This window comes from Paenibacillus sp. cl6col (assembly GCF_900102125.1).
GTDB lineage: Bacteria > Bacillota > Bacilli > Paenibacillales > Paenibacillaceae > Paenibacillus_B > Paenibacillus_B suaedae.
Window position 1 is genome coordinate 727949 of the sequence record NZ_FNAZ01000002.1, and the last position, 20242, is coordinate 748190.

At 43.2% G+C, this 20242-nt stretch carries 14 protein-coding genes; 10 read left to right on the forward strand and 4 right to left on the reverse strand.

Annotated elements, in window-relative coordinates:
* From BLS15_RS07350 to BLS15_RS07370, 5 genes are all read left to right on the forward strand, one after another.
* Positions 1-1326, forward strand: coding sequence for a response regulator (locus tag BLS15_RS07350; RefSeq protein ID WP_090510732.1), 1326 nt, complete (start codon positions 1-3; stop codon positions 1324-1326).
* A gap of 100 nt (positions 1327-1426) precedes the next feature.
* A complete protein-coding gene (locus BLS15_RS07355; RefSeq protein ID WP_090510736.1) occupies positions 1427-2830 on the forward strand; it encodes an ABC transporter substrate-binding protein in 1404 nt (467 codons plus the stop codon).
* 81 nt (positions 2831-2911) lie between these two features.
* Positions 2912-5503 (forward strand): carbohydrate-binding protein, encoded by a 2592-nt coding sequence (locus tag BLS15_RS07360; protein WP_254777303.1) that lies wholly within the window; start codon positions 2912-2914, stop codon positions 5501-5503.
* Positions 5504-5677: 174 nt separating this feature from the next.
* Positions 5678-6559 carry a LysR family transcriptional regulator gene (locus BLS15_RS07365; RefSeq protein WP_090510743.1) on the forward strand — a complete coding sequence of 294 codons (882 nt, stop codon included), beginning with the start codon at positions 5678-5680 and terminating at the stop codon, positions 6557-6559.
* Between the two features lie 25 nt (positions 6560-6584).
* Complete coding sequence (locus BLS15_RS07370) at positions 6585-7472, forward strand: LysR family transcriptional regulator (RefSeq protein WP_090510748.1); 888 nt, start codon at positions 6585-6587, stop codon at positions 7470-7472.
* A 92-nt stretch (positions 7473-7564) separates the two neighbouring features.
* Here BLS15_RS07370 and BLS15_RS07375 read toward each other — a convergent pair whose 3' ends face one another.
* The gene (locus BLS15_RS07375) at positions 7565-8203 is read right to left on the reverse strand and encodes a hydrolase (RefSeq protein ID WP_090510752.1); all 639 of its coding nucleotides are present in this window, start codon (positions 8201-8203) and stop codon (positions 7565-7567) included.
* A gap of 333 nt (positions 8204-8536) precedes the next feature.
* Here BLS15_RS07375 and BLS15_RS07380 point away from each other — a divergent pair, with 333 nt between their 5' ends.
* The gene (locus tag BLS15_RS07380; RefSeq protein WP_090510757.1) at positions 8537-10369 is read left to right on the forward strand and encodes an amidohydrolase; all 1833 of its coding nucleotides are present in this window, start codon (positions 8537-8539) and stop codon (positions 10367-10369) included.
* Between the two features lie 513 nt (positions 10370-10882).
* Positions 10883-11956 (forward strand): phosphotransferase enzyme family protein, encoded by a 1074-nt coding sequence (locus tag BLS15_RS07385; protein WP_090510984.1) that lies wholly within the window; start codon positions 10883-10885, stop codon positions 11954-11956.
* Between the two features lie 6 nt (positions 11957-11962).
* On the opposite strand, the gene BLS15_RS07390 is transcribed toward BLS15_RS07385, so the two are convergent.
* The 3 genes from BLS15_RS07390 to BLS15_RS07400 form a co-directional block, all read right to left on the reverse strand.
* A complete protein-coding gene (locus tag BLS15_RS07390; protein WP_090510761.1) occupies positions 11963-12643 on the reverse strand; it encodes a DUF4386 domain-containing protein in 681 nt (226 codons plus the stop codon).
* A 584-nt stretch (positions 12644-13227) separates the two neighbouring features.
* Positions 13228-14505, reverse strand: coding sequence for a dicarboxylate/amino acid:cation symporter (locus tag BLS15_RS07395; protein ID WP_090510765.1), 1278 nt, complete (start codon positions 14503-14505; stop codon positions 13228-13230).
* A 108-nt stretch (positions 14506-14613) separates the two neighbouring features.
* Entirely contained in the window at positions 14614-15648 is a 1035-nt protein-coding gene (locus BLS15_RS07400) for a DctP family TRAP transporter solute-binding subunit (protein ID WP_175460733.1), read from the reverse strand.
* Between the two features lie 86 nt (positions 15649-15734).
* On the opposite strand from BLS15_RS07400, the gene BLS15_RS07405 reads away from it, so the two are divergent.
* The 3 genes from BLS15_RS07405 to BLS15_RS07415 all read left to right on the forward strand — a co-directional run bounded on the left by BLS15_RS07405 (position 15735) and on the right by BLS15_RS07415 (position 20023).
* Positions 15735-17339 (forward strand): ATP-binding protein, encoded by a 1605-nt coding sequence (locus tag BLS15_RS07405; protein WP_090510769.1) that lies wholly within the window; start codon positions 15735-15737, stop codon positions 17337-17339.
* Positions 17323-18144, forward strand: a complete 822-nt coding sequence (locus BLS15_RS07410; protein WP_090510772.1) for a response regulator — start codon at positions 17323-17325, stop codon at positions 18142-18144. The genes BLS15_RS07405 and BLS15_RS07410 overlap by 17 nt, the downstream gene beginning before the upstream one ends.
* Before the next feature lie 394 nt (positions 18145-18538).
* The gene (locus BLS15_RS07415; RefSeq protein ID WP_090510777.1) at positions 18539-20023 is read left to right on the forward strand and encodes an Lsa family ABC-F type ribosomal protection protein; all 1485 of its coding nucleotides are present in this window, start codon (positions 18539-18541) and stop codon (positions 20021-20023) included.
* Positions 20024-20242 lie beyond the last annotated feature (219 nt).

Genomic DNA, 20242 nt, shown 5'->3' on the forward strand with positions numbered 1-20242 from the left:
ATGTATAATATTTTGATCGTAGATGACGAGCCATGGATTTGCAAAGGATTAAGCAATCTGCTTGCTTCTTCAGGATTACATATCCATAATGTTTTCATCGCTTACAGTGGATATGAGGCGATGGATTTTATCCGGATGGAAGACATTGACTTATTGATTACAGATATTCAGATGGGTGAAATGAGCGGTATCGAATTAATGCATCAAGCTAAAATGGCAAAGCCGTCCGTTCAATCCATTGTTGTCTCCGCGCATGAGACTTTTCAATATGCACAATTGGCTATGCGGCTGGGAGCAAAAGATTATTTGATCAAGCCCATTAACAGCAGCCAGTTCCTAGATTCCGTGCGCAGCGTGCTGCTGAGGCTGACAAAAACGACCGCACACGATGGAGTTGCCGCTCCATTAAATGAACACTTTCATATGAACGAACCAGATCCGGCGACAACAGCGTTATTAAACAGGCTGCTTGTTCATCCTGATCATGTATGTAAGGACGCTTTTGCTGTTCAGCAGTTGAGTGATCTCTCATTAGTGGGGCCCTATTTTTCGGTGCTCAAAATCGATCTTCAATTGCAATCCCCAGTAAACAGACAGCGATCGTTGGGAGAAGATGTTCAGTTGCTGCAGTATGCCGTTTTAAACATGACAAATGAGCTGCTTGAAGGGCAGTGTAATTATATTGCTTTTTGTTCGTCAGAGCATGAGATTACGGTCATTCTCCAGTGGGATAGTGAAACATATGGTGATCCAGGTGAAGACAAAATCAGTCAATTAGATGTGATTGGTAGATTACTCTGCTTGAACATTCAAGGTTACTTATCACTGCAATGTGTGATCGGCATGAGCCATATTTTACAGGGGTTTGAGTATATCAGCGTATTGGATCAACAGGCGCGACGAGCAGTCCGCTTTAACCGCGTATTCCCAGATCATTATGTATTTTATTATGGAGATTTTTGCTGGAATCATGATGGGGAAGAGCCTAAGAAGGACGAAGTGCACATGCAGTCTAATCAAATTGTAGATAAGGCTAAGAAATATATCCATGAGTATTTTGCCCAAAAGGGATTAACACTCTTGGAAATTGCTCAAAAAAGTCATGTGAGTCCAAATTATTTAAGTTATTTATTCAAAAAAATAACGGGTTACAACCTATGGGACTATGTCGTGAAACTGAGAATGGAAGAAAGCAGGCTGCTACTACTAACTACTGATCTGCGACGCTATGAAATCGCTGAAAAGGTCGGTTACGAATCACCGGAGCATTTCAGTAAAATATTCAAAAAATATTATGGAGTAAGTCTGAGCGAATTCAAAAAGTAGAATCGCCTATGATCTTCAGAGAATCACACATGTTCATCGTTAATCTACCAAATTACAATAATAATTGTAAATAGATTCGCTCAAAGGAGCCACTATCCTTATGGATAAACGTAGAGTTATTCTCGTAACCTCGATAATCATATGTATCTCTGCATTGATGCTAACCGCATGCAGTCGTTCATCAAGTCTCAACACTGACGATGCATCAAAATATTCAGCGGAATCTGCTAAGGTAACGATCAGCATCTACTACCCTCCACCTGATCAAATCGAGAAGAGGGCGCTTGAAGATGACAAGATCAAACGTTTTGTAGCACAGTACCCGAATGTGGAAGTTGTAAAAAGCGATTGGCAGTATGATCCGAATCAAATCGGAATTAAGATGGGAGCCAATGAGGCGCCAACTTTATTCAATACATATGCAACGGAAGGAAGATTTTTGGCAGATAAGGGATGGGCAGCTGACATCACGAGCTTGTTTCATGATTATGCGTTTAAAGATCAAATGAATCCGATACTGCAGGAGCAGTTCATTATTGGAGGCAGGGTATACGGAATTGCCCAGCAAGGATATGTTACCGGCACAATTATAAACAAAAGTCTCTTAGTTCATAAAAAAATTGCGCTGCCCCATTTTGATTGGACTTGGGATGACATGCTTGCTACAGCACAGGCGGCGGCTGAGCCTGCGAAGGGCATCTCGGGCATCGCACTGATGGGCAAGGGGAATGAAGCCGGCTGGAACTGGACGAACTTTCTATTTGGAGCAGGAGGCGATATTCAGAAAGCAGATGACGGTAAAATTACGGCCGTATTTCATTCGGAAGCTGGCATTAAAGCCCTCACATTTTATCAACATCTAGCTTGGGAAGCGAAGGTAATCCCGAAAGACTGGGCACTTGGTTGGGGAGATGCTATAGGCGCCTTGATTCAAGGAAGAACGGCGATGATCATATCGGGTCCTGACGGCCCAATTGATCAGGCACTCAACCAAGGGAAGATGAAGCCTGAGGATATTGTCGTATATCCGATGCCGGCGGTCGAACAAGGAGGCAAACACATAGGTGTACTTGGAGGGGATTTCCTAGTTATCAATCCGAAAGCGACGAGTGAAGAACAAAAGATGGCCTTTCGTTATGCTACGTTTGATTATTTCACCGATAAAGGACTGTTGTCGATAGAAGCGAGTATCCAGCAGCGTCAGAAAGATCAAAAATATTTTGTTCCGCCTGTTATTGAGTATTTCACACCTGATTCTGCCTATGCGGAAAAAGTTAAGGCGGTCTATGAAAAATACGACAATGTGTATCAATACCCCCCTGAGACACTGGAGCTAATGGATGGAAAGTTGGAGGCGCAGTTCAATACGCAAGAGTACTACGCGACGATGGCCGGTGTCGTTCAGGATATTTTCTCACGCGAGGATGCAGATCCAAAGACGGTGTTGGTGGCGGCTGCACAGCTTGTACAGGAGAGGTTTTACAATCAGATGACAGTCAGATAAGAGAGCATCATGTGTGAAATTAGCGTTACAAGTATGTCTAAAATATTCGATTCAACAAAAAAGGAAAGGAAGGTTATGAACATGCAAGTACGACTCCCGAGAAAGTCCACGATTCTCTTGTTCTCCCTCATTGTAAGCTTAATACTTACACAGTTGTCACTTGGTGCAACCCCCGTGCAAGCCTCCTCCAATTTGGCAGCAGGCAAGCCTGTCTGGGCAAGCAGTTACAACGATATTTACACGGCTGATAAAGCAGTAGACAGCGATCCGTCGACGTATTGGGAAAGTGCGAACAATGCATTCCCGCAATGGCTTCGTGTCGATCTTGGCCATGTAAGCACGATCGGTCAAGTTGTTCTACAGCTCCCGGAAACATGGGGGCAAAGAGAGCAAACCTTATCCGTGTCGGGCAGTACCGATGATTTTAATTATACGACATTGGCTGCCTCGGCCAGCTATTCGTTTGATCCAATCAGCGGGAATACGGTAACCATCCAGTTCCCAGCTACGGCAGCAAGATACGTAAAACTGAATTTCACTGCCAATAATGGTTGGATAGCCGCCCAGTTATCTGAGTTTGGAGTGTTCGCAGCGCCGAGATCTGCATTGTCCACCATCGAAGCAGAAAGCTACGACGACCAAATGGGCATTCAAACGGAAGCATCCAGTGAAGGCGGATTTAATATCGGCTTTATCGAAAATGATGACTATACAGCTTATCACAATATCGATTTTGGCTCCGGTGTATCGCAGTTTGAGGTGCGGGTGGCAAGTAATGGCGGCGGAGGACATATTGAAATCAGATTGGACAGCTTGACAGGCACACTTGCAGGTACTTGCGCAGTTGAGCCGACAGGCGGATGGCAGACATGGACGACAAAATTTTGCAGTATAAATCCAATCAGCGGTTTACACCATGTCTTTCTTAAGTTTAAGGGCAGCGGGGATGGACTATTCAATATTAACTGGTTCAAATTCTCCAACAGTTCTTTGGTGCCACAAAAAGGCGCGACAATGCCTTATGATATGTATGAAGCGGAGGATGGCGTTATCGGGGGCGGGGCAGTTATCGTCGGTCCGAACCGAAACATTGGTGATTTAGCTGGAGAAACTTCCGGCAGAAAAGCAGTCACGTTAAACTCAACAGGCAGTTTCGTTGAATTTAAGACGAAAGCAAGTACGAACACGCTTGTTGCGCGTTTCTCCATACCTGATGCTCCTAGCGGGAATGGATTGAGTCATACGCTGAATGTTTATGTCAACAACGTGTTTGCAAAGTCGCTCAATCTGACATCAAGGTATTCGTGGCTCTACGGCAATGAGGCATCGCCAAGCAATTCCCCTTCTGCGGGCGCTGCTCGATTTATCTACGATGAAGCGAACATTATGTTTGATAATACGATTCCTGCGGGAAGTACGATCAAACTGCAAAAGGATCCGGCAAACACAACGACCTATGCGATCGATTTCATCAGCCTGGAGCAAGTATCGCCACTGCCTAATCCAGATCCTTCCCAATACGTAACACCTACAAACACTACACACCAGGCTGTTCAACAAGCATTGGATCAAGTTCGTATGGATCCGACTGGAAAGCTTATTGGGGTATATTTGCCTGCCGGAACCTATGAAACAGGGGCCAAGTTTCAAGTATACGGCAAGCCTGTGAAAATGGTCGGCGCTGGTCCATGGTATACCCGGTTTGTAGCTCCTTCCAATCAGACAAATACAGATATCGGTTTTGAAGCAAGTGCAGGCGCTGACGGCTCCACTTTTGCCAACTTTGCTTATTTTGGCAACTATAACAACCGTGATGATAGGGCAGGCAAAGTATTCGCATTTACGAACGTAGCCAACATGACTTTCGACAACATCTGGGTCGAGCATCAGATGTGTATGTTCTGGGGACAGAACGTCGATAACACTATCATTAAAAATTCCCGGATTCGAAACGTATTTGCAGACGCTATCAATTTTACAAACGGAAGCACGAACAACTTGGTGACAAACAACGAGGCTCGCAGCACCGGTGATGATAGCTTTGCCTTGTTTAATGCTGTAGACAGCGGCACTTCCGAAGACAATCAAGGCAATGTCTTTGAAAATTTAACATCGCTACTCACATGGAGGGCTGCAGGACTTGCCGTATACGGCGGCTTCAACAATACGTTTCGCAATATTTACATTGCGGACACACTCGCTTATTCGGGTTTAACCGTCAGTTCGCTGGACTTTGGCATTGCGTTCCGCGGTTTTGGTTCGGCTCCTCCAACAAAGATCGAGAATGTCTCGCTTCTTCGTACAGGCGGTCATTTCTGGGGAAATCAGACGTTCCCGGCTCTCTGGCTATTTTCGGCCTCGAAAGAGTACCGAGGTATTCGCATAAGTGATGTGGAAATTATTGACCCAACCTACCATGGGATTATGTTTCAGACGAACTATAAAGGTTCTACGCCAGAATTCCCGATCACGGATACGATTTTATCAAACATTAAAATATCGGGCGTTCGCAAGAGCGAAGATGCATTTGAAGTCAATTCGGGCTTTGGAATCTGGGCGAACCAGCCAGTAGGATCCGTTACGTTCAATAACTTGCAATTTCTGAATATGGGGTCCGGGACAACACAAATAAACAATCCAACCTCTGCGTTTACGATTCAAGTCAACCCGTAACACCGTAATTATCATATGAAGCATGAATTCGTCAGCTACATGACAGATTCATGCTTTTTTTAATGAAGTAATATCGCTACTGATACGCATAGGATTGCACCTGTTCATTTTATGCAGCGATTTTTACAATGAAAAGTAAGTCGCTTGATATACAGGTAGAGAGGAGTGCCGCTAATGGAACTGCGCCAGCTTCAATATTTTATCCAAATATGCAAATCGGGAAGTCTCACCAAAGCCAAAGCGGAATTGGGGGTAACGCAGCCTACATTAAGTCAGCAGCTTCGTGTATTAGAGAATGAATTTAATACGCCATTGTTTAATAGGGGCGCAAAGGGGGTGGAGATGACGGAAGCAGGCAAAATTCTTTTACATAAGGGCAACACCATAATGAATTTGCTTGAAGAAGCTAGATACCAAATGAAAAACGAAGCGATAGCAGTGAGAGAAACGCTTGCAATTGGTTGTTGTCCTGCTGAGCTTGAATATCTTGCACCTTGCTTTATAAAATTTCATGAAAAGCATCCCTATGTACAACTAAAAGTTATTGAGACTGCGGATGTGCAACATAGTGTGCTAGAACGAGTAGTTGATATTGGGATTACTTCCGATTCAAAGACTAGGGATTCCATCGTAGCGACTTACTTGTATCGACAAGAAATGGCGCTCTTCGTTCATTCGAAACACTCTATGGCTGCTCATTCCTTCCTTCCTATTCGATCATTGAAGCAAATGAATACCATTTTGTTTCTGCAGCAATACAAATCAGTAATCGAAATGTATGGATTATCCTGTGGTCTTACTGTGAGTTCCATGATTGAAACTACTTCCATTTCTATATTAATTCAGTGGATTCGTCACGGGCTTGGAGCAGCGCTTCTTCCGGTATGTTTGGTTGAAAGTCTCAAGGAAGATGCTTTTCGGATGGTGAGATTTGAAGACTGTGTACCTTGTTGGGACGTATCGCTAGTCCATCTGAATTCCTTTGTATGGAGCATGACGGCACGTTCATTCTTGAAAGAGATGAATCAGTTTATTCGAGCTCAAATGGCTGGATGACAAAGAGAGGTTGAGGTGTGTATCCGTGTTCAGACAATTAGAGTGCTTTATTCATATTTGCGAAGAAGGCAGCTTTGCTAGAGCCGCAGAATCGCTCCTGATTTCTCAACCTGCATTAAGCCAGCAGATTCGGTATATCGAGGCGGAATTTGGTACTGCTGTATTTAAAAGGGCAGGTAGAGGGGTAAAGCTTACAGCTGCAGGGCAAATTCTATATGAGAAAGCTCGTTCCGTAATGGAGCTGATCGATGAGTCGAAAACAGAAACATATGAACTAAACTATCCCCGAGCCAATCAAATCACGCTCTCGATCGGCATCTCGCCATTCGATTGTCCGTATTTGATGCCCCTTTTTTTAAAATTTCATAAACAGAACCCGGCTATTGCGCTTCATTTTGTAAATATCGAAAATGGTTATGGGGACTTACGGAATAGGTTTATTGACATTGCTTTCAGTGATTGTTCGGAACTTTACAAGGAACTATATGCTGTACATGTATATAAAGAAGAACAGGCGCTCATCGTTTACGCAGATCATCCATGGGCGGATCGAACGGCCATTTCTCTTCACGAATTGGAACATATAGATTCAGATGTGTTTGTTAGCGATACAAATACAGAAGAGCTAATGCAAACTTCCGGGTTCGAACTTGCCAAGCCTCCTCAAACGAAATTTCAGTCTACCTCATCCACCATTGTTCTCTATATGGTCATGCAAAAAATGGGGGTGGCTATTTTGCCAATTTCATTCATAGAAAGCTTATCATGTTTGAAAGTAAAAGTAATACGTTTCTTAGACCCGATTCCTGCACGTGAAGTCAAGCTTATTGTTCAAAAGGATCGGTTTATTGAGCCCGCGATTCAAAATTTTATGAGTTATTTTTTAGAACCAGCGAAATCACTTTCCATGTAAGAGATCGTGTTCTCAAAAAGGTACAGTCCGGTGTTATGGGAACTGTACCTATACCTATATATATGTTGATAGCTATTGTAGAGGATTTGAATTTAACCTCCGTGGCCCCCAAACATCGTTTTGGCATAAACAACGCCTGTACCATAAGCCCCAGCATGTTGGATAGCAACATTCACAACGGCATCGTATGTTTCTTCACGTGCCCAATCGCGTTGATATTCAAGAAGGACAGAAAGCCATGTGACAGGGATCGCTCCCGCTTGAATCATACGTTGAATGGATGTGTTATGTGCTTCTGTCGTCGTACCGCCTGAAGCATCTGTAACAATATACACTTCATATCCATCTTTGATGGCCGAAATCGTTGGAAATGCAAGACAAACCTCCGTCCAGAGAGCTGCGATAATCAGCTTCTTGCGCCCCGTTTGCTTTACGGCCTCAACGAAGTTTTTGTCCTCCCAGGAGTTCATCGATGTTCGGTCAATTGGCTTTTGATCGGGAAATACTTCTTGAATATGCGGATGAAGAGGGCCTGAGAATGTTTCCGAAGCAACCGTTGTTAAAATGATGGGGGCATTAAATACTTTAGCCGTTTTGGCTAATCCAACTGTATTGTTAATAATCGTTTGACGGTCAGCACTTTGTGTTCCAAACAACATTTGGGGCTGATGGTCTATAAGAATGATGACGGAGTTCTCGGGTGTCAGTAAATCCGTTTTGTCATTAAACATATGTTGATCCCTTCCTTCTTTAAGTATGGTGGCAACGGAAAAGAGCTGATTTCGAACTTCTGTTGCATGTCTTAAGTTTATGGGATCATGAACGAGCAAACCATCTTCAATTTTCTATAGGATCCATCGTAAAAAACTATATGATAACGAAATCGATAGCTGGCTTATCAGGCATAAGAAACGCTTATGCTTGCCATAGAAATCCCCTTATTGATCAATCCAATTGAAATTTATAGACTTACTGTTGAAATCGAATAGCATGTTTATTGGGCAAAGGCTAGTACCTTGGATCAAACTATGGTTTAACCAACAATAAACGAAGGAGGACAAAAGATGATTGAGCAGCCGAATCGAATGGAAGCTGAACTGATTATTATTAATGCCAGTATCGTAACGATGAACGATGACAACCCCACAGCGACTGCACTAGCAATAAAGGACGGGCAATTTTGTGCTGTAGGGGACAATGCTGAAATAATGAAGCTTGTTGGCCCAAATACAAAAGTGATTAACGCTAACCAACGAATGTTAATTCCGGGATTAAACGATTCGCATTTGCATCTTATTCGGGGTGGGCTTAACTTTAATCTCGAATTGCGCTGGGATGGCGTACCTTCTGTGGCTGATGCTTTAAGGATGTTGAAAGAACAAGTTGATCGTACACCGCCGCCTCATTGGGTTCGCGTTGTTGGCGGATGGACTGAGTTTCAATTTAAAGAACGCCGGATGCCTACATTAGATGAAATTAACCGGATTGCCCCGGATACTCCCGTATTTATCCTGAATCTGTATCGTCAAGCCTTTTTGAATAAAGCGGCTTTGCGTGTGATCGGATACACGAAAAATACACCGAACCCGCCAGGTGGAGAAATCCAACGGGATGGCCAGGGCAATCCAACGGGATTGTTAATCGCTCGCCCGAATGCGACTATTTTGTATGCCACATTAGCTAAAGGCCCGAAGCTTTCCTATGATGACCAAATGAATTCTACCCGACTGTTTATGAGGGAATTGAACCGTTTTGGAGTAACAAGTGTAATTGATGCTGGAGGCGGCTTTCAGAACTATCCCGATGATTATAAAGTGTTTGAAGAGCTGGATAAGCGCAGTGAGATTACAGTTCGTACAGCGTATCATTTATTTACGCAGCATCCTAATAATGAACTGAACGATTTCAAAGCTTGGACGGAAACAACGCAGCCGTATACGGGCAGCTCTTACTACCGTCATAACGGTGCCGGAGAAATGCTTGTATACAGCGCGGCAGACTTTGAAGATTTTGTTGAACCTCGTCCAGAGCTGCCCGCCGTACTGGAAGATGAACTATTCGAAGTAACAGAGCATCTTGCCAAGCATCGATGGCCGTTTCGTCTTCATGCAACCTATGGAGAATCCATTACGCGCTTTCTTGATGTATTTGAACGGGTGAATAAAGAAGCTCCTTTCAAAGACATACGTTGGATTCTCGATCATGCGGAGACAATTCAGGAAAAAGATTTGGAGCGTGTCATCACGCTTGGCGGATCGATTGCCGTTCAGAATCGCATGGCCTTTCAAGGAGAGTATTTTGTTGATCAATATGGGGCAGCGGCAGCAGAACATGCACCACCGATAACGAAGATGCTGACTGCTGGATTGCGTGTCGGAGTAGGGACAGATGCAACAAGAGTTGCAAGTTATAACCCGTGGCTGGCCTTATACTGGTTAGTAACGGGAAAAACACTTGGTGGGCTTAGTTTGTACCCTGCTTCCAATCGTGTAGACAGACATCAGGCGCTTCGTATGTATACAACTGGGAATGCATGGTTCTCTAAAGAGGAGGATGTTAAAGGACAAATTAAAGCCGAGCATTATGCTGATTTTACGATTCTCTCGGACAATTTCTTTCAAGTCGCCGAAGAAGATATTAAAAAAATCGAGTCAGTCTTTACAGTTGTAGGAGGCAAGATCGTGTACGGAACACAAGAGTTTCATTCCTTGGCACCACCTGCTCCAAAAGCGAGCCCTGACTGGTCACCGCATAATTTCTTCGGAGGCTACTATAACGGATTGAACGACGGAGGCGATGGATCCGGAGGGCCACCATTTAGGCAACAGCGCTTGCATCACAGTTGCAATCATCATCATGGCAGCGGATTTTGTGACTTGGATTGCTTCGTCTTCTAATCTCAAATATGCGCCTTGGGAAGATAATAAATCACTGTCGGCCATTAGCTTTTCTTGTGAAATCATTAAAGCGCAAAAAAGAGAACTGAATTTAGTTCTCTTTTTTGCAGATATACAAATAAGCAATAATCCTTTCACGTTTAACCATATAGCAATAACCAATTGTTGAATGGCAATTGGAAAGTTCAGCATCATGTAGACTGCATCCAGACCGATGAAGCGAATCATAAATAATATGGTTGCCAATATGGATAGGGTAGACCCAATAAGGCCCGTTAAAGTTCAGAAGTCGTTGATGAAAATCGCTTCATGGATTTTTTTTGCAAAATGCTGGATATAGAAAATCCCTAGACTTTGATTGGGATATTTAGGTACAATTTGAAGTAGATAATTCTGGAAGGAGTGGAATGTCAATGCTAAACAAGGTGGTTATCAATTAGGTCAAGTTGTAGATTAATGATGAATATTTACAAAGAAAGGTGCACTTAGAGATTGCAAACTAAAGAAAATATCATGACTCATAACGATGTTGTTTCAATCGGAGATACCTTTTTACTTCCAGTAGTAACGGAGTTGTTCGGATTAGAAGGCTATGAAATTAAGCTTATTCCGGCACATGACGGAGGGCGGAATGTCGTATATACCTGTGAGAAAGAGGGAGCTGACGCTAAAATTCTCAGAATCGCCTTCTTACCTGACAGGAAGCGGGGAGATTTCCTGGCCGAAGTGGAGTATATCCGATATTTATTTGAGCATGGCGGAAGTGTCTCGAATGTAGTCAGCTCCCAAAAGGGGAATCTGCTGGAAGAGATCACGCATAAAAATCATACCTTCTATATCTGCCTGTTCGAAAAGGCCAAGGGAAAATTGCTTGTGGAAAATCATTATCGGTACCGGGAAGGGGTTCCTCTCTCCGAATACTTTTATAACTGTGGTAAAACCCTGGGGAAACTGCACCACATATCGAAAGAGTATACTCCTGTCCATCGCAGGTATAGCTTTTTTGACAAATATAATGTCGAATATATCAATAAACTGATACCCGACTCCCTCTCTCTTCTTAAGAAGAAGCTGGTAGAGCTCCTTCATACCTTAGAAGGATTGGACAGAAGCCATGAGTCTTTCGGTATGAACCATTTTGATTACAACGATGGGAATTATTCGATAGATTTTGATAACGGGCAAATAACCGTATATGATTTCGATAATTCATGTTTCGCTTGGTATATGTTTGATCTGGCAGGTCTCTGGATAAGCGGAGTGGGCTGGGTACAATTTGAACCAGATGCCGCTAAACGTAAAACGTTTATGGATGATTATTTTGAAATAGTCCTCGAGGGATACAGATCCGAGACCCAGATCGAAGATTCGATGTTGGATCAGTTACCTTTATTTATTCAGGTGTGTGACATGGAAAATATCGTCGACTACTTCGAGGTGATGCAGAACAGCGGTGAGGAGCCAAGGAGTGACGAGGTACTGTCGTATCTCATAAAATGTATGGAAGAGGATATCCCGTATAAGGGCTTTTTCCATGACATTTACTCATGTGAAGAACCCTTTGAGTATGAGGAACGGAATATTTAATAGAAACTATTCCGCCCGATTGAATCCTTTCATGATCAGCCATATAGCCAATACCAATTGTTGAAAAGCGATCGGCACGTTAAGTATCATGTAGGTTGTGTCCAGTCCGATGAAGCGAATCATAAATAATAGACTTGCCAATATAGATAGTGTCGAGCCAATCAAACCCAAAACTGACAACCAACGGGGAATGATTTTGGTTTGGATGAATATGCAGGTAAACAAGAACATAGCTAAAACAAATGTCAGTGTTGTTGCTACATGGTTCACCAAATCCCGACCGTCCCGCAACAATTCACCCAAGGTGTGGAAATAGGATACATTCAGAGCATCAACCTTTGCAAACTCTTGACTTACTGTCAATAACAGCAGAAGAATGATAACACCAATCATAATGAACACACCTGAAATGATGCCAAAGGCAACAGAGCCTAGAGCAAGACCATTATTATGCTTGCTTAACATCGGATACAGCAAAATCGGAATACCAACGTAGGCAACAATCATTAACAACTGAGCAAACGCTCCTATTAGCACCTGATTTTCATTTGTGGATGCGTTGACCAGATAGTCTGCTCCATCAATAACAGGCACAACACTACATATCCCTGCCACCAATCCGACTATGAATAACAACCCAACCATTACAGCAGACCTTCTACTTGAATGTATACTCTTCCTCTGCATAATGAACCTCCTTATCTTATCTATCGTGGGGGCTACTACCAAAATACTCAGAATCGCACTCTGACATGACAGGGCTCGGGAAGAATTGCTAAGTAAAATTGAATCAAACAAGTGGAAGTGTTAAAAGCAATGAATGGAAGACTTCACCAGGGTTTCAGTACCTAATAATATTACTTCGGAAATGGGTCTGGAGCTATTGGATGACGCAGAAGTGATTGGAAGTCATTTATAGTTTACATAATAAGATTATAGTTTACATAATAAGATTATAGTTAACTATACTGATGGACTGATTCAGTTGAAGGGTGGATAGGAGACCCAAGACGCGATCAATGCTTTTCACAATAAATATGGAATACGATGTACCGGAGAGATCGATGGGAGATGCTGATCTAGAAGATGGAAGTCACAGCCTATACGGATCCTAGCTGGAAACCATTGTTTGTATCTATACAAAGGCCTCGTCACCATTCTAAAACAGCAGCATATTAACAAAAAGGATGAGCAAGATCCACATTTATTGATGGATCTAAACTCATCCTTTTTTACAATTATAAATAATCGAAAATCTCTTTCTGAGAGCCTTAATTATAGGCAATGTTGCCGCTGCCGCTCTTTACAGTAGACTCATCAGCTTCTAATCGATTCGGATCAAATTCATTCTCCATCTTGGCGATAACAACGGTTGCTACACCATTACCGATTAAATTCGTAATTGCGCGAGCTTCGGACATGAAACGGTCAACACCCAGCAGTAGGGCCATGCCTGCGATCGGAATGGATGGGAAAGCAGCTAAAGTTGCAGCAAGTGTAATGAATCCTGATCCTGTAACCCCAGCAGCACCTTTGGAAGTTAGCATCAATACGAACAGAAGGGTAATTTGCTGCCAGATGCTTAGATCAACACCAGATACCTGAGCGACAAACAGCGCAGCCATTGACAGATAAATCGATGTACCGTCCAGGTTGAAGGAGTATCCTGTTGGTATAACGAGTCCCACAACGGATTTGGAAGCACCGTATGCCTCGAGCTTTGACATCATTCGCGGCAGAGCAGATTCGGATGAAGAGGTACCAAGCACCAGTAAGATTTCTTCTTTAATATAAGAGATAAACTTGAAGATGTTGAATCCGAATACTTTGGCGATGAATCCGAGTACGACGATTATAAATAGGAACATGGTCAAATAAACAGAACCCATCAGCTTGCCAAGTGTGAACAACGAGCCAAGACCAAATTTGCCAACCGTATATGACATAGCACCAAAAGCGGCAATTGGTGAAACCTTCATAATGATATTAACGATACCAAAAAATACGTGTGAGAGCTTATCAAATAAAGAAATGATGGCTTGCCCCTTTTCACCAATAGCGGTTAGAGCAAAACCAAACAGGACAGCAAATAACAATACCGGAAGAAGCTCACCGCTAGCAAAAGCCCCGATAACATTATCAGGCACGATGTTCATGATGAAGCCCATTACACTATTATCATGCGCTTTCTCCGCATATTGTGCAACGTCACCTGTAGCCTTTGAAATATCGATTCCAGAGCCTGGCTTAACTATATTTACTACAAGTAGGCCAATTGTAAGTGCTATGGTTGTTACAATCTCAAAGTACAATAATGCCTTACCACCGATCCGTCCGACCTTTTTCATATCGCCCATGCTTGCGATTCCATGTACTACGGTGAAGAAGATGATTGGTGCAATTACCATCTTAATAAGCTTGATAAAGATGTCTCCAAGCACCTTCAGTTCAACGGCATATTTAGGGAAAAATTGTCCGAAGAGAACCCCAAGAAGAATCGCGACTAATACTTGAACGGTCATGTTTTTCATGATTTTTTTTAACTTCATGTTCTTACCCCTCGCTTTCACCATTGTAAGCGCTTTATTCGATGTGCTTAAGTGTAAGAGAGAGGGGAGAAGGTGACAAGCATATGGTCATATTGTTCTTTATGGTCTTTAAGGTCCAGAGATTTCGCTCATTACATCAGCTCCGATTTTCAATGCGAAATCTTTATAAAGCTCCTTTGAGGCTATCCTCCATTCCGCTGTTTGTTCTTTCGTTAATATGGAAATCTGCAAATTCTGGTTCGTATTAATCTCGTTCATATGAGTCTCATTTCTAGCTGCTTTCTTATTTGCCTGCTCTGTTGTTTCATCCAGTGCTTCCATGAGCATCTGTTGCACATCGGAAGGCAGGCTATCCCAGAAGGATTTGTTGAAGATAACGGCATAGCCCAAATATCCATGATTGCTAATCGTCATATATTTCTGTACTTGGTAGAGGCGTTTGCTTACGATATTCGATATGGTGTTTTCCTGACCATCTACTGAGCCGTCGGCTAGATTGCGATAAGCGTCGTTAAAAGGAATAACACTTGTCTTCCCTCCCCAGTTCTTAATGTGCCGTTCAATTAATGGACTGGGCTGTATGCGAAACTTTAGTCCTTTGAAATCTTGAGGCCCCAGAATAGGCCGTACATTGTTCGTCACTTGTTTAAAGCCATTGGACCAGAAGGCGACTCCCTTCATGCCATGCGGTTTGAGCGTTTGGAATAGCTTGTCTCCAAGCGAACCATTCAGCTTGCTTTCAACTTCATTCTGATCTTTGAAAGCAAATGGCAGATCCATGACTAGCCATGCTGGATCGATCTCGCTCATGGTTGAGAAGGATGGGGCTATCATTTGAATATCACCACGCTGAAGTGCAGCAACTTCATTATTCTCACCATATAGCATGCCATTTGGGAACACTTGTATCTCGACGCGATCCTTTGATTTCCTCTTTACTAGATCAGCGAATTCAGCTGCAGCGAGGCCCTTTGGTGTGTTCTCAGCAACTACATGACTGAATTTGATGACGATCCGTTGCTTAAGTCCAGTTTGTTCATCATCCTGATAGAGCTGTTCATTCCAGTTTGGTTGATATCCGACGAGATATGCAGCTAACAATCCAACAATAATGAACATTCCAATACTTGCAATCGCTTTCAAATTTGTCTCCTCCCAGTTGCTAAATTAGACTTATTATTGCACAATAGCAGATAAAGGTAAATATTTCGAAAAGGAGGGCAATAGACTTGAACCGAATAGGGATCTATTGGAAAATTATTTTACTTTCATTCGGTTTGGTTCTGTTCTCCCTTCTTATTGCTGTGGAAGTCTTGCTAGGAAGCTTGACTAGCGTCAAAGAAGAGGGCCTACGTCAACGGCTTATTACGACTGCCCAAACCGTTGCTAATCTACCGGGAGTGGCAGAATATATCAATGAGCAGAATGGAGCAGAGCATATTGCTCCCGTTGCTGACAAAATTCGCATGCTGAATGAGGCTGATTATATTGTCGTGCTGGATATGAATCGCAAGCGCTTATCACATCCTCTATCGGACCGAATAGGAACGTATTTTAGTGGCGACGATGCGGATGCAGCTTTTGCTGAGCATATGTACGTTTCCAAAGTAAAAGGTGAAGCAGGTGTTGGCTTGCGGGCATTCGTGCCAATCATGAACGCGAAGCATGAGCAGGTTGGCGTTGTAATGGCAGGAGGACTTCTGCCTACCATGAAGGATATTTTCCCCGAGCAACTCAGATCGGTTATGGTAATGATTATATTAGCGCTTTCGTTTGGAATGATGGGCTCAGCGATGCTTGCCAAACATATCAAGAAAGAGATGTATAATCTAGAGCCGCATGAAATCGCCACGATGTTTCGTGAACATACGGCAGCATTCCAAGCTATGCATGAAGGCGTAATCGCCATCGACAGCAAGGAGCGAATCACGATTTTCAATGAACGGGCTAAACGCATTTTTGGTGTGTCCAAGGATGTTATTGGGGTGAACATTTGGGATGTGATTCCAGACTCTCGCTTGCCTGAAGTACTTAAGGTAAAGATGCCGCTCTTGAACCACGAATTGCTGGTTGGCGATACGCTCATTTGGAGCAATCGAATACCCATAATCGAGCAGGGTGTTACACAGGGAGCCATAGCGATTTTTCAAGACCGCACGGAGGTTACGCATATGGCAGAAGAACTGACAGGTGTGCGAGAATTTGTGAATGCCTTGCGAGCCCAAAATCATGAGCATACGAATAAAATGCATACCGTTGCGGGACTTCTCCAGCTTGGAAAACATGAAGAAGCATTAAGATATTTGTTTGAGGTATCTGATCAACATGAAGAGACAACACGATTTATGCAGGAGCATTTTGAGGATGATGGAGTTGCAGGCTTACTGCTTGGTAAGATCAGTCGCGGAAATGAGCTTGATATAGATGTGATCATCGATCCGAATTGCGGTTTGCGTCAATTTCCAGATTCGCTTGATCGGCGAGATATCGTGCTTCTGGTAGGCAATTTGATTGAAAATGCATTTGATGCACTTTCCAATATCAAGGTTGATCAGAAGACAGTGTATCTGTACATTGGACAAGATGAAGATTATTTATCGATCTTAGTTGAGGATAATGGCTGTGGTATGACAGAAGACACGAAAGCAAGAATGCTGGAACGCAGCTTCTCGACCAAAAGTGGAGAGCATCGTGGGATAGGCCTATTTCTGATAAGTGGGATTATTGCAAAAGGTAAAGGGCAGCTTCGGTGTGAATCCTCCCCAGGACTCGGAACATCAATGGAAATCGTTTTTCCGATGAAGGAGGCGACAAGAGATGCAGGAGCAATGTAAGCATATCGTGCAAGTATTGCTGATTGAAGATGATCCAATGGTTCAGGAAGTGAACCGCATGTTCATCGAACGGGTGAATGGTTATAAAGTGATTGGGACGGCAGGCAACGGTCAGGATGGCTTGCGGATGATCGAAGAACTGAAGCCGGATCTAATCTTTCTGGATGTGTTTATGCCTTTATTTGATGGAATTAGCACGCTGCAGGAAATTAGAGCGCGTAATCTACCAGTGGATGTGATCGTAGTTACGGCCGCCAAAGAGACGGAAACATTGCGAGCGATGATGCGAAATGGTGCAGTAGATTATATTATCAAGCCATTTAAACTAGAGCGGGTTAGACGGACATTGGAACGTTATCGTGATCGATACGAGACGTTAACCGACGATCATACAGTTACCCAAGAGCAGCTTGATCGTATTCTGCAAATGGGAGATGAGATCCGAACGGATAGCACTGTGAACGATGGATCTTCTCTACTAGAGCAGAGTCTAGGGCAGAGTGTAATACGAGACAAGAACATTATCGAATCATCATCACCTGCTGAATTGTTTATACCTATGGAAGAACTGCCAAAGGGTTTAAATCCAGTAACACTTAAACAAGTGCTTGCGGTAATGGCTGATAAAGGTGGTAAGCTATCCGCTGAAGAAACAGCTGAAGGGGTTGGGATTGCGAGAGTGACAGCAAGAAGATACCTCGAATATTTGTCAAAGACAGGATATGTCTATCTAGAGGTGAATTATGGAGGCGTAGGGCGACCAATTAATCGGTATGTGCTTCATTCAAGACCAAAAAGAGACTAAAATAATCCGAAGACGCCTTTTACGTGACTATTAAAATTACAAATGAAAATGTAACACCGAAGTGGGTGGCGGCTAATTACTCATGACTCATAAAGATTAAATGCTGCCATTTCTTATTGCAATGAAATTTCTGGTATGTTACTATTGCGCTAACACTTACGATAGGAGTTGAAGAGGGTAATGTAGAATTTCTTGCTAACTTTTAAGGAATAAAACAAGTTCTATTTGTGCTGTTTTATTCTTTATTGGCAAGAAAGTTACCTTATTCTTTTCACTCAAAATATATCCTTATCTGACTCTGTGTAGGGTTGGATTTGTTTTATTTTTTTGAGCTGTAAGAAAGGTCAACTTTCTTGCAGCTCTTTTTTATTTGTGAACCAAGGAGGTTTCTGGAATGTCATTGATCAAGGTAACAAATCTGACGTTTGCCTATGACGGCAGTTACGACAACATTTTTGAGCATGTAAGTTTACAAATCGATACCAACTGGAAATTAGGCTTTACGGGGAGGAATGGCCGGGGCAAGACTACGTTTCTCAATCTGTTGCTCGGTAAGTATGAATACAGCGGAACGATTTCCTCTAACGTCAGCTTCGAGTATTTCCCGTTCCATGTCGAACACAAGGAAAAGTATACATTCGATGTGGTAGCTGACATCTATCCCGACTACGAGCACTGGCAGCTCATGCGCGAGTTTTCGCTGCTGAAGTTGTCAGAGGATGTGTTATACCGACCGTTCGACTCGTTGTCTAACGGAGAACAGACGAAGGTTATGCTGGCAGTCCTGTTTTTGAAGGAGAACAGCTTTTTGCTTATCGACGAGCCGACCAACCATCTGGATCTGCATGCTCGGAAGCTGGTAAGTGATTATTTGAACGGGAAGAGCGGCTTTATGTTGGTGTCACACGATCGGGCGTTTCTCGACAATTGTGTAGATCATATCATTTCGATCAATAAGACCAATATCGAGATTCAGAACGGAAATTTCTCAGACTGGTGGGAGAACAAACAAAGACAGGATAATTTCGAACTGGCTGAGAACGAAAAACTGAGGAAAGACATTAAGAGGCTGTCCGAAGCGGCCAAGCGAACGAGCAACTGGTCGCACGAAGTAGAAAAAACGAAAAACGGCACCCGCAACTCCGGCTCCAAGGTCGACAAAGGATACATCGGTCACAAGGCCGCCAAAATGATGAAGCGATCCAAATCGATCGAGCAAAGACAGCACTCTGCGATCGAGGAACGATCACAGCTTCTGAGAAACGTCGATAGCTCGGAAAGCCTGAAAATATCGCAGATGACTTATCATAAACACCAATTGGTCGAGCTTGATCGCGTTTCGATTCATTATGGAGAGAAGAACGTATGCCGCGATATCAGCTTTACTATCGAGCAAGGGGATCGCATCGTGCTCTCCGGTCCGAACGGCTCTGGCAAATCCAGTTTGCTCAAACTGATTTGCGGCGAGGAGATTCCTTATTCCGGTGTGTTTCGGAAAGGGAGCCAGTTGAAAATTTCATACGTTTCACAAGATACCTCGCAGTTGCAGGGCAATTTGTCGGAATTCGCCAGATCCAGCGAGATTGACGAAAGCTTGTTCAAAGCGATTTTGAGAAAACTCGATTTTTCGCGCTTGCAATTTGAAAAGGACATTGCTTCTTATAGCGGCGGTCAGAAGAAGAAGGTACTGATTGCGAAAAGCCTCTGCGAACACGCTCATTTGCATATTTGGGACGAACCGCTTAATTTTATCGACGTCATTTCCAGGATGCAAATTGAAGAACTGCTGCTGGAGCATGCGCCAACTATCCTATTTGTGGAGCACGACAGCGAGTTTTGCAAACATATCGCAACTAAAATGGTGGAACTGAACATATAACACACCCTAGGAGGATGAAAACAATGAGCATTGAGGTTGAGGTTGTAGATGATGTTGTGAACCGGTTCCAACCGGCTGACTCGGTTCACAACAAGATAAATCTGTTGCCGGAGGTATACCAATTTATCGACAGATGCACGTAGCGATGATGTCCGCAAACGCAATCGTGTTTTTGCCTCAGTAGTTGGTTAATGACGCATGAAAGCTCCAGATGATGGT

What these genes read in the sequence shown, in the direction of transcription:
- BLS15_RS07350 (WP_090510732.1), top strand. Translation starts at nt 1, where the DNA reads ATGTATAATATTTTGATCGTAGATGACGAGCCATGGATTTGCAAAGGA.
- BLS15_RS07355 (WP_090510736.1), top strand. Translation starts at nt 1,427, where the DNA reads ATGGATAAACGTAGAGTTATTCTCGTAACCTCGATAATCATATGTATC.
- BLS15_RS07360 (WP_254777303.1), top strand. Translation starts at nt 2,912, where the DNA reads ATGCAAGTACGACTCCCGAGAAAGTCCACGATTCTCTTGTTCTCCCTC.
- BLS15_RS07365 (WP_090510743.1), top strand. Translation starts at nt 5,678, where the DNA reads ATGGAACTGCGCCAGCTTCAATATTTTATCCAAATATGCAAATCGGGA.
- BLS15_RS07375 (WP_090510752.1), bottom strand. Translation starts at nt 8,203, where the DNA reads ATGTTTAATGACAAAACGGATTTACTGACACCCGAGAACTCCGTCATC.
- BLS15_RS07380 (WP_090510757.1), top strand. Translation starts at nt 8,537, where the DNA reads ATGATTGAGCAGCCGAATCGAATGGAAGCTGAACTGATTATTATTAAT.
- BLS15_RS07385 (WP_090510984.1), top strand. Translation starts at nt 10,883, where the DNA reads ATGACTCATAACGATGTTGTTTCAATCGGAGATACCTTTTTACTTCCA.
- BLS15_RS07390 (WP_090510761.1), bottom strand. Translation starts at nt 12,643, where the DNA reads ATGCAGAGGAAGAGTATACATTCAAGTAGAAGGTCTGCTGTAATGGTT.
- BLS15_RS07395 (WP_090510765.1), bottom strand. Translation starts at nt 14,505, where the DNA reads ATGAAGTTAAAAAAAATCATGAAAAACATGACCGTTCAAGTATTAGTC.
- BLS15_RS07410 (WP_090510772.1), top strand. Translation starts at nt 17,323, where the DNA reads ATGCAGGAGCAATGTAAGCATATCGTGCAAGTATTGCTGATTGAAGAT.
- BLS15_RS07415 (WP_090510777.1), top strand. Translation starts at nt 18,539, where the DNA reads ATGTCATTGATCAAGGTAACAAATCTGACGTTTGCCTATGACGGCAGT.